Annotated in this window: 2 protein-coding genes; both read right to left on the bottom strand. The window is 41.8% G+C overall.

Annotated elements, in window-relative coordinates; genetic code table 11:
- Window positions 1-597: flagellar biosynthesis protein FlhF (locus AC1DVJ_RS30750; protein ID WP_477596693.1), on the bottom strand; the 597-nt coding region annotated here is incomplete at its 3' end.
- Window positions 594-2,026 (bottom strand): flagellar biosynthesis protein FlhA (locus AC1DVJ_RS30745; RefSeq protein WP_477596692.1); only part of this gene is annotated, 1,433 nt, incomplete at its 5' end. The genes AC1DVJ_RS30750 and AC1DVJ_RS30745, both read right to left, overlap by 4 nt.

Below are 2,026 nucleotides of genomic sequence, written 5' to 3'. Positions count from 1 at the left end.
GACTTCATCCATAATTTGTCGAACAAGTGTAGGATTCACTTCTTGATCACAAAGTCTTTGTTCAAGCTTTTGTAACGCATCTGGAAGCATATCCTCATCGGTCACTTGTGAAAGCTTCTTAATCATTTCTTTCATTTGTTTGAGTTCATCCATCAATTGCTCATCTTTAACCGAAGCTCTTGCTGAAGTTTGAACAGATGAAGGTGAGTAAGCTTGATGTTGAGTCGGATTCATAACTCTCTCTGGTGCAGAAACTGCATTTATGGCTACCAGATCGTTCTTCATTGCCGCTGGCACTAGAACGTCAGGTACATCTGGAAAATCAGATTGATGGACACTACTTTTGAGTTGAACCGGTTGATTAGATACTTTKGGCTGAAGAGGCTGTGGAGCTACCCGTTGCGKAGCAGCGGAAGGTTTGGCATTTGCGCCATCAATGGCTGCAATGACTTCTATCTTCTTCTTCCCAAACATGCCAAGAAAACCGCCCGTACGAATTTCCTTCGTATTGAGAATCACAGCATCTTTACCAAGATCTGAACGAATTTTTTGCAAAGCGTCAGGCATGGAATCAACAACATATCTTTTTACTCTCATAAATTGACTACCCCCATGCTTTGAATTTCAACGCTAGGCTCTAGTTCACTGTAAGAAAGGACAGGTATATCTTGCAGCGTTCTCTCTAAAAGCTGTCTAACATACATCCGAATCGTTGGTGAAGTTAAAATGACAGGCTGTTGCCCAGATTGGATTAGTTTCGTTACTTGCTCTGTAACGCGATGATAAATGATTTGTGAAGATGAAGGATCTAGCGCCAAATAGCTTCCTTGATCTGATTGTTGCACGGAATCCGCAATTTTCTTCTCAACGGATGGACCCACTGTAATTACCTTCAGCGAATCACCTTGTGAAGTAAACTGCTGTGTGATTTGGCGAGACAATGACTGCCTCACATACTCAGTAAGGATCTCAGGATCCTTTGTATATGTGCCATAATCGGCAAGTGTTTCTAGAATGGTGACCAAGTCACGGACAGATATTTTCTCGCGGAGTAGCTTAGACAGAACCTTCTGAATATCTCCTACAGATAATACGGAAGGGATTAAATCATCGACAAGAGCAGGATATGATTCCCTGACATTTTCGATAAGCGCCTTCGTTTCCTGACGACCCAGAAGCTCATGAATATGTTTCTTAATAATTTCAGTTAAATGAGTCGCAACAACTGATGGTGGATCTACTACTGTATAGCCAGACAGCTCTGCTCTCTCTTTGTTCATTTCATCGATCCAAATAGCTGGTAAACCGAAAGCAGGTTCCGTCGTTTCAATTCCTGAAATAGAATCATCATCAAATCCAGGACTCATGGCCAGATAATGATTTAGGAGTAGTTCACCGCGTGCAACTGTATTGCCTTTAATTTTGATGATATACTCATTCGGTCTCAATTGGATATTGTCACGGATTCGTATTACAGGCACTACAACACCAAGCTCCAAAGCACATTGACGACGTATTAGGATAATCCGGTCTAATAAATCGCCACCTTGCTGAGTGTCTGCAAGAGGGATAAGTCCATAACCAAATTCAAATTCGATCGGGTCCACTTGAAGTAATGATATGACGCTTTCAGGACTACGTACTTCCTCAATCTGCTGTTCTTCAACCAATTGTTCTTCTTTGATCGCTTCGCGTTCCAAATTCTTTTGCATTTTAACAGCTGCGAACACTAATAATCCAGCTATCGGATATGTTGTAAACCAATGTATGGGAGTAAATGTCCCTAGTACAACTAATGTTCCTGCAACAATGTACAGTAACTTGGGTTGAGCAGTTAATTGTTTCGTAATATCATGACCTAAGTTACCCTCAGACGATGCTCGCGTAACGATGATACCAGCGGCGGTTGAAATTAAAAGGGCTGGAATTTGGCTTACCAATCCATCCCCGATCGTTAGGATCGAGAAGGTTTGTAAGGCATCTTGAAAGTCCATCCCTTTCATCGTCATCCCAATGATAAATCCAC

It is taken from the genome of Paenibacillus sp. P4_A9 (assembly GCF_056402415.1).
Note: the sequence above shows the minus strand (reverse complement) of the source record. Positions and strands in the feature narration are given on the sequence as shown.